Annotated in this window: 8 protein-coding genes; 6 read left to right on the forward strand and 2 right to left on the reverse strand. The window is 32.0% G+C overall.

The window, feature by feature from the left end:
- Positions 1-131 precede the first annotated feature (131 nt).
- From HMPREF9129_RS08820 to HMPREF9129_RS08840, 5 genes are read left to right on the forward strand one after another with little or no spacing between them, the layout of a single operon-like run.
- Complete coding sequence (locus HMPREF9129_RS08820) at positions 132-1,592, forward strand: 4-hydroxyphenylacetate 3-hydroxylase family protein (protein ID WP_004822683.1); 1,461 nt, start codon at positions 132-134, stop codon at positions 1,590-1,592.
- 11 nt (positions 1,593-1,603) lie between these two features.
- Complete coding sequence (locus HMPREF9129_RS08825; RefSeq protein ID WP_004822684.1) at positions 1,604-1,897, forward strand: NifU family protein; 294 nt, start codon at positions 1,604-1,606, stop codon at positions 1,895-1,897.
- Between the two features lie 11 nt (positions 1,898-1,908).
- Positions 1,909-3,210, forward strand: a complete 1,302-nt coding sequence (locus HMPREF9129_RS08830; RefSeq protein ID WP_040552961.1) for an acetyl-CoA hydrolase/transferase family protein — start codon at positions 1,909-1,911, stop codon at positions 3,208-3,210.
- A 14-nt stretch (positions 3,211-3,224) separates the two neighbouring features.
- Complete coding sequence (locus HMPREF9129_RS08835) at positions 3,225-4,577, forward strand: hypothetical protein (protein ID WP_004822690.1); 1,353 nt, start codon at positions 3,225-3,227, stop codon at positions 4,575-4,577.
- 5 nt (positions 4,578-4,582) lie between these two features.
- A complete protein-coding gene (locus tag HMPREF9129_RS08840) occupies positions 4,583-4,840 on the forward strand; it encodes a hypothetical protein (RefSeq protein ID WP_004822691.1) in 258 nt (85 codons plus the stop codon).
- A 953-nt stretch (positions 4,841-5,793) separates the two neighbouring features.
- On the opposite strand, the gene HMPREF9129_RS08845 is transcribed toward HMPREF9129_RS08840, so the two are convergent.
- Positions 5,794-6,843 carry a DNA polymerase IV gene (locus HMPREF9129_RS08845; RefSeq protein ID WP_004822697.1) on the reverse strand — a complete coding sequence of 350 codons (1,050 nt, stop codon included), beginning with the start codon at positions 6,841-6,843 and terminating at the stop codon, positions 5,794-5,796.
- Between the two features lie 81 nt (positions 6,844-6,924).
- Between HMPREF9129_RS08845 and HMPREF9129_RS08850 the strand changes: the two genes are divergently transcribed.
- Positions 6,925-7,536 (forward strand): HAD family hydrolase, encoded by a 612-nt coding sequence (locus HMPREF9129_RS08850; protein ID WP_004822699.1) that lies wholly within the window; start codon positions 6,925-6,927, stop codon positions 7,534-7,536.
- Positions 7,537-7,549: 13 nt separating this feature from the next.
- Here HMPREF9129_RS08850 and murJ read toward each other — a convergent pair whose 3' ends face one another.
- A complete protein-coding gene (gene murJ / locus HMPREF9129_RS08855) occupies positions 7,550-9,127 on the reverse strand; it encodes a murein biosynthesis integral membrane protein MurJ (protein ID WP_004822701.1) in 1,578 nt (525 codons plus the stop codon).
- Between the last annotated feature and the right edge of the window lie 217 nt (positions 9,128-9,344).

Consider the following 9,344-nt stretch of genomic DNA (forward strand, 5'->3'; position numbering starts at 1 on the left):
TTAAATTATAACCACTTCAAAAAAGACCTAATTATAGAGTTTTCTTAAAATATAAAGTTGGCATGAATTTTGCTGTATATATTAGTGTAAGATATAGTAAGCAATAAGATAATAATGAGAGGAGAATTATTATGTTAATGACAGGGAAAGAGTATATCGAAAGTTTAAGAAAGTTGGATATTAAGGTGTATATGTTTGGAGAAAGGGTGGAAAACCCGGTAGATAATCCTATTATAAGGCCGTCTATAAATTCTGTTGCAATGACTTATGATTTGGCACATGATCCTGAGTACGAGGATTTAATGACTGCAACCAGCCATCTAACAGGAGAAAAAATAAATAGATTTTGTCATATACATCAAAGTAGAGAAGATTTAGTCAAGAAGATTAAAATGCAAAGACTTCTTGGGCAAAAAACAGCAAGTTGTTTCCAAAGATGTGTAGGAATGGATGCTTTTAATTCAATTTATTCAACAACATATGAAATTGATAGAGAAAACGGGACTAATTATCACGAAAGATTTAAAAAGTACTTACTTGAATGTCAAAAAAATGACTGGACGGTTGATGGAGCAATGACAGACCCTAAGGGAGATAGAGGATTAGCGCCTTCGAAACAAAAAGATCCCGATATGTATGTCCACATTAAAGAGGTTAGAGAAGATGGAATTATAGTAAGAGGAGCAAAAGCTCATCAAACCGGCTCTATAAATTCTCATGAACATTTAATCATGCCTACAATAGCAATGGGCGAAGATGACAAAGACTATGCTGTAAGTTTTGCAATTCCAACTGATGCAAAAGGCGTATTTATGATTTATGGTCGTCAATCATGTGACACAAGAAAATTAGAAGAAGCAGCTGATATTGATCTTGGAAATAATACTTACGGGGGACAAGAAGCTCTAGTAATATTTGATGATGTCTTTGTTCCAAATGAAAGAGTGTTTATGTGTGGAGAATGGAAATATGCAGGAATGTTAGTTGAGAGATTTGCAGGATATCATAGACAATCTTATGCATGTAAAACAGGCGTTGGAGATGTACTTATTGGAGCAGCAGCATTAGCAGCAGACTACAATGGCGTTCCTAAGGCCAGCCACATTAAAGACAAAATTATAGAAATGCAACATTTGAACGAAACTATGTGGGCTTGTTCACTGGCTTGCTCAGCGGAAGGAAGTAAAACTGATTCAGGGGCATATTTAATTGATTTATTACTTGCAAACGTATGTAAGCAAAATGTAACAAGATTCCCTTATGAAATAGCAAGACTAGCTGAAGATATAGCGGGAGGATTGATGGTAACAATGCCTTCTGAAAAAGATTTAAAGGGTGAGTTTACAGGACCTTGGGTTGAAAAATTTTTAAATGGTAAGGTTGGGACATCAACAGAAAATAGAATGAGAGTGTTAAGACTTATTGAAAATATAACTTTAGGAACAGCCGCAGTTGGATATAGAACAGAATCAATGCATGGGGCAGGTTCTCCACAAGCTCAAAGAATAATGATAGCAAGACAAGGAAATCTTGAAGCTAAAAAAGAAATGGCAAGAAGAATTGCACACGTCGATGTTTCAAAAGATAAATAATTAGGAGAAAAATGTCAGATAAAGATTTGAATATAAGAGTAGAAGACTTTATAAAGAGTAAAGTTGAACCTATAATTTCTTCTCATGGTGGGAAAATAAATATTAAATCTATAGAAGATGGAGTAGTTACAATTGCCTTAGCCGGCAATTGTAGCTATTGTCCATCAGCACAAATAACTACTGAAGAAATTGTAAAAAGTAAAGTGGTAGAAGAATTTAAAGGGGAAATTATTGACGTAAGATTGTATACAGATATAAGTGATAAAATGTGGGAATATGCAAAAACATTTCTTAGACATGAGTGAGGAGAGATATTTTGAACTGGTTAGAGGAATATAACTCAAAGTTAGTAGATGTACATACTGCGATAGAAAATATTAAATCAGGAAATAGAGTAGTTTTTGAACATGCATGTGGAGAACCTAAATATTTAATAGATAACTTGGTTGAAAATTATAAAAATCTAGAAAATGTTGAGATAGTACACATGGTACCTATGGGATCTGCAAAATATTGTGATGAAGGTATGGAAAAACACTTTAAGCATAATGGTTTTTTCCTAGGTTCAAATACTAAAAAAGCAGTTCATGAAGGTAGAGCGGATTTTACACCATCGTTCTTTTTTGAAATACCTAAATTATTTAGAACTAAAATGCCTATAGATGTAGTATTGGTGCAGGTATCTAAACCGGATGATTTTGGGTATGTGAGTTTAGGTATATCAGTTGATTATACAAAATCAGCATGTGAAAATGCAAAGATTGTTATAGCTCAAGTAAATAAATATATGCCAAGAACTATGGGAGAAAGTTTCATTCACATTTCTGATATAGATTATATAGTTGAATATGATGAACCTATATATACATTGCCTAGACCAAATATAGGAGATGTAGAAATGAAAATTGGTAAATATTGTTCAACTCTAATAGAAGATGGAGATACTCTTCAATTAGGAATAGGGGCAATACCGGATGCAGTTCTAAGCTTTTTAGATGATAAAAAAGATTTAGGGATCCATTCAGAGATGTTTGCAGATGGTGTTATAGATTTAGTAAAAAAAGGAGTCATAACAAACAAATGTAAAAATTTATACAAAGGGAAAATGGTTGCAACATTCTTAATGGGGACGAGAGAATTATATGATTTTGTAAACGACAATCCAATGGTACAGATGATGCCGGTAGATTATGTAAACAATCCTTGTATAATAATGCAAGAAGATAATTTAGTTTCTATAAATTCATGCGTACAAGTTGATTTGATGGGACAAGTAGCATCAGAATCAATTGGGAAAAATCAAATAAGCGGAGTTGGAGGTCAGGTTGATTTTATAAGAGGAGCTTCAATGGCTAAAAATGGTAGGTCTATTATAGCTATGCCTAGTACAGTAAAAGGTAAAACATCAAAAATAGTAGCGTGCTTAGATGAAGGAGCAGCAGTTACAACATCAAGAAATGATGTAGATTATATAGTTACAGAATATGGAATAGCAGAATTGAAAGGTAAGACATTGAGACAGAGATCAGAGGCTCTTATAAGAATAGCACATCCAGATTTTAGAGATGAACTTATAAAAGCTCATAATATGAAATTTAATGATGAACTAAAAATTTAGTAGGGGTAGATATTATGAAGAGAGAATACGGAATGGAGCAACCCGGGATTAGACTTGGGATGTTCACATATAGACTGCCAATATTGCATTATAGGATAGAACTGTCAGAACTATTCCAAGCATTGCTCATGAGTGCTACTTGTCTAGGAGCAGTTCCAGTAATAACTGACGTATTAGGCATACCATTTGAGCTAGCTTGGGGAATGGTAATAATAAATGGATTCTTATATACATTACATGCAACATGGGGAGATCCGGTAGTGCCTGGGTGGATAACACCATCCATACCTTTGACGATAGCATTTTTGAGTACATTCCCGATGGGACCTGAAAGAATACAGGCGCTGATTGCATTGCAATTAATAATAGCGATAATATTTATAGTTATGGGACTTACAGGCGTTGCAGGGAAACTATTGGGTATAGTTCCAAGTTCATTAAAAGCAGGTATATTAATGGGTGCTGGGTTTGCATCTGTAATAGGAGAATTTAGCCCTGGGAAGAGATTTGATTCAACTCCAATAACAATAGCTTTATGTTCAATACTTGCATACTATTTATTATTCTCAAAGAGATTTAAAAAGTTAAAAAATAACAAGGGAATATTTGGCTTCATAGGAGGCTTAGGGATGTTACCAGCCATTTTATTGGCAGTTATAGTAGGTCCGTTGGCAGGAGAATATCCGATACCACCGGTAAAATGGTTCCCAATTATAAAAATACCTGACTTTGCAGGGATAATACAAACAGTGAGTCCTTTTGCAATAGGTTGGCCAACTAAGGAAGTATTTTTAGCAGCATTGCCTATGGCAATAGTAGTTTATATAATAGCTTTTGGTGATTTTGTAACTTCAGGTGCATTGTTAGCAGAAGCAGACGAAAAAAGACAAGATGAAAAGATAGTATTTGATGCAAACAGGTCAAATATAATAAGCGGTATAAGAAACTTAATAGAATCTTTAGTGTGTGCATATCCAACTTTAGCAGGACCTTTGTGGGCCGCAGTTACAGCATCCGTTGCAGAGAGATATAAAGATGGTCCGGAAAAGATGGAGAGTATATTTTCAGGTGTGGGAACATTTAGATGGTTTACCTTTATAGCAGTTATGGTAACTCCAATAGTTACTTTTGTACAACCAATTCTTCCAGCGGCACTCAGTATGACATTGTTAGTACAAGGGTTTGTCTGTGTAAGATTGGCGATAAATATGACAAACTCAGAACTAGATAAAGGTATTGCAGGTGTAATGGGAGCAGTTATAGCCGCTAAAGGTGCAGCTTGGGGCTTGTGTATAGGTGTACTATTAAATCTAATTCTTGCAGATAAAGAAGAAAGAGAATTAGCCAAAAAATTAGAAAATAACTAACAAAAATGAGAATAGGAATAAAATTTTGTGGAGGTTGTCAGTCAAAGTATGACCGAAGAGAACTCTATAAACAAATAAAAGAGAAATTACCTATGTATTATTTTGGATACTACATTGATGAAAAAGATTGGGATTATGTAATAATAATTTGTGGTTGTCATATAAAGTGTGCTCAAGTATATGATGAGTGTGAAGAAAAAATCATATATATAGACAGTGATAAAAATGCATTGGAGAAAATATTAAGATGCATGAAAAGTTAATAGTATTTACACGAACTTTGAATTGTAGCATATTAACCATTATCTATTTATTATTTAGGGTATGCATTTCATTAGAAATTAAGATTAGTTATAAAATTAAAGGTAGACAATCAGACTGTTGGAATCTATCTTTTTGTTTAATTATTTTTTTAAAATTTGGGAGTTTTTGTCAAGGATTGGTTTTCAGACAAAGGGGAGCCTTTATTTGATGAAAACTCTTTAAATTTTTTATTACGATGAAATCAAAATTTAGATTCTGATTTCAAAAAATATTGTTAGTTGCGATAGTATCTGATTCATAATTTTGTTCTATTTGTCAATTTTCTAGTTGAGCCTGCAATTGATATGTACAAGTTTTTGGGCTAATATAGTCATTTAGAAATATAGTTTTGTTTTTGTTACTTTTATTAACTATCTATTAAATTTTTTGGAGGAATGTGGATATTAGATGTCTTATTCCTTGTGAATATTTAGAATATGCTGATAGTTCAGTTCAATTATTTTTTCAAGAGTTTACATACATCGGATATTTTTTTGCCACATTTATCCTCAAAATTTTCTTAATGTGTTAAAACGGGTTTTTCTTTTGGTACTTATATACTGATTTTAAATCTGTTGTTAGCTATTGTATAAGGTACATATTTTTTATTATTCTATTTAATATTGTTTATGATAGTTTAATCAAGAAAAGTTTTTAAATACAAGTTATTTCATATTCTAATAGCTTAAATATATTATAGATTTACTATCTAAATTCCGCTAAAATTTTAGATAGTGTAGATTTCTTAAATAGTATTTAAATAGTGTACTTGAGTTTTCGTTTATAGAATTTTTAATTTTATATTTTATTGTCAAAGCTATATGAAACATAGATTTTATTTTTACAATAGTAATGCTACCTATTACTTTTTTAATTTGATTAAGATCCATTAAATTTTAATGTTAGGTAAAAATTACCAATTATGAAGAAAGTTAAATTGTAGTGAGTTTAGTGGTTGAAGGTTTGAAGCAGATATTCCCATAAGCCTAAGTTTTTCGCCTTTGTAATGAGTGTTGAAAAGTTCTAAGGCAAGATTTTCAATTTCTTGTTTATCATTTATGACATGTGAGTAAGTTTTGGAATGAGTATTTATTTTAAAATCAAAGGTTTTAAGTTTTAGAGTTAAAGTTTTAAATCCTAAATTTTTAGAACTTAAATCTTTTGAGAGCTCTACTGAATACTGTATTAATCTGTTTAGTAGAATGTACTTATCACGTGTGTCGGGGAAAGTTCTTTCGACACCTAAGCTTTTTCTACTGCGTTGTGAATTTACAGCTCTATTGTCTATTCCACGAATTCTTTGATAGATTTCATAACCCATTTTTCCAAATATTTTTTCTAAAAATTCTAAATCGAGTTGAAACATATCTTCAACTGTATTTATTCCTATGTTTCTAAGCTTTTCTTGGGATTTTCTTCCTAAACCGTGCACTTTTTTTATATCGAGTGGGAGTAAAATATCAGGAACATCATTTTTGGAAATAACTTTTAATCCGTCAGGTTTATTCCAGTCGCTAGCGAGTTTGGCTAAAAATTTGTTGTATGAAATTCCACAACTAACTGTCAAACCTGTTCTGTCTTTAACTTCATTTTTTATTTGTTTTGCAACGTCTACTGAGTTAAGAGAATTTGATAGGTCTAAGTACGCTTCATCTATGGAAACTTTTTCTAAAATTTCGGTGTAGCTGTGGAGTATATCAAAAACTTCTTTTGATTTTTCTAAATATCTCTGCATTCTTCCCGGAACTATAATTAAGTTGGGGCATGAATTTTTAGCAATAAAAAGTGGCATAGCCGAGTGAAGACCATACTTTCTCGCCTCGTAGTTTGCAGTAGTTATGATGCCACGATTTGAGCGACCGCCTACTACTACGGGTTTTCCTATTAAACTTGGGTTGTCAATTTCTTCAACTGAGGCATAAAAAGCATCTATATCAATATGAATTATCTTATTTTCGTTCATAATAATCACCAATAATATTTTCGACTAAAAATGAAATTTAGTCAATGTTTATAGTATAATCAAATTGAGGAGAGGTGTGTATTGAAAAAAATAGCATTGTTTGATTTTGACAAGACACTTACAACGGAAGATACTATAGTTTTGTTGTGGAAGTATGCAAGAATTCTAAAAAAGGCAAATGGCTTTGAATATATAAATAGAATTGTAAAGGGTTCTTTTGGTTATGCAATAGAGAGAGATTTAAAATTTTTTAAAAATCAAATTTGCCAGGTAATTCATCTTTTTACAGAGGAAGAACTTGAGGAATTTGCTGATTATGTGTATGAAAACCATATGCTAAAAGATGGACTTAAAATTTTAAAAGAACTTAATGTAGAATACAAGATGTTGGTTTCAGCTTCTCCGTATAATTATTTGAAGTATTTCAACAAGTATTTAGATTTTGATGTTGTAATGGGGACTGATTTAGACAAGTTTTGTAATATCATAACTCAAAATAACAAGTCGTATGAAAAAGTTAGACGTATAGATGCACATTTGAAAGAAAAGGGATTTGAAATAGATTATGATAGCTCAATGTGTTTTTCTGATTCTTACAGTGCGGACAGGCCAATGTTTGAGTTAGTCAAAAATAGATACCTCATTAATTCGAAGAAGCGAATAGCAGGGTATGAAAATTTAATTTGGAAATAGAGAAGAAGAGTGATTAAATTTCACTCTTCTTTAGTTTTTTCTTTATTATATTTACTACATCTCGTATTTCTCGAACGCCAAGTGCATACATTGATATACCGTATATTAATGCAGCTATTGCAACTACAATCAAAAGTATAACCAGTTTAACTATAGTAGAAGTTGCATTTGACATATTTGGATTTATTAAAATTGATTCAATTGGGAAATAGATTAGCGCAAATAATCCCATAAGAGTAGCTGAAAGTGTAGTCTTTATAAGCGCTCTTATATATGATTTAGTGCCAAGATTTCCTATTTTTCGTCTTAAAAGTATAAAAGAAATTAAAACTGCAACAGTTGTTGCTATGGAAACAGAAGCTGCAAGACCACGAGTTCCAAATCTATGGGCTACGAGCAAGTTTAAGACGACGTTTATTACTACATTTATAAGACCAACTACAAAAGGTGTCTTAGTATCAGCTATAGAATAATAAACTCTATTCAGTACCATAGATACAGACATTGATATCAAAGCAAGGGTGTAGAATCTTAAAGTTGCAGTTGTATCAATTGCATTTTGTTTAGTGAAGACACCGTGTAAGAAAGCGACATCGACGATAGGTCTTGCCAGTACAATCATTCCAACTGTTGCAGGAATTGTCAAGAAAAGCACTAGCTTAACTGATGCATTCATAACTCTTTTTCCTTGGATTTTATTATCGCTACTAAATGCACGAGACATTGTAGGGAAAATTATTGAAGTTATAGCAGCAATAAAAATTCCAAGAATCATAAGATTCATCTTGTTTGCATAATTTAAAATTGAAACTGAACCTTCAACCATATTTGCAGCAAGTTTTCTATTTACTATGACATTTATGTCGTTTACAGCTGAACTCATAAGAACCGGCACAGCTAATGCCAAAGCTTCCATTACATATTTATCTTTTAAATTGAGTACAGGTTTAGGTCTATAACCTTGTCTAATAGAATCTGGAAGAAGAAATATAATCTGAGCCAACACACCAATTACAGATACTATTGTAAGTCCATAAATTCCTCCCATATTTGTCATAAACAATAAGAAGAAGATATAGCAAAGGTTAAGTGGTATATTTATCGCTCCGGCGGCAGCAAATCTATTATTGTATTGTAGGAAACCTGTAAAAACTCCTACAACTGCTGAGAAGACTACAACTGGAATTCCAAGTCTTATAAGTTTTATAACCAACAAATATACCTCAGGTTTTGTCTTTGTTGTAAATAAAACTGCAAGTTGCGGGGCAAATAAATAACCCAATATAGCTACGACTATAGAAAAGATAGTAGCTAAAGTAAGTAAATTATTAGTAAAGTAATTCCTCTGATTTTCTCCAAGTTCATTTTCAGCCTTAGTTAAAGCAGGAATAAAAGTGGTTGCGATAGCTGTAGTGACTAGAGCAGATACAATAGCTGTTGCTGATTGAGCAGCTATAAAAGCATCCATCTCGTTAGTAGCTCCAAACACTCCTGCTTGAAGAGATTCTCTGACAAATCCCATTAACTTACCAACAAGTGAAAACACAATTATGGCAAGAGTAGATTTTGCAAGTTTTTTGGTGTTCTCCATAATTACCTCCAGATAAGAGTTTAAGCTTTATACAAATTAATGTCAATTATAACTGATATACAATTGAAAAGTAAATTTTTATATTATAAAATCTTAAGCTGAGGAAGGTGATTAATTGAAAATATAAATTTAATAAAGAGAGTATATCCCTATTTTTATAAATATAGATTCATACTGTTAATTGATTTACTTTGTGCGGGATTTACAACAGCTTCTG

It is taken from the genome of Peptoniphilus indolicus ATCC 29427 (assembly GCF_000227315.1).
In the GTDB taxonomy this organism is placed as follows: domain Bacteria; phylum Bacillota; class Clostridia; order Tissierellales; family Peptoniphilaceae; genus Peptoniphilus; species Peptoniphilus indolicus.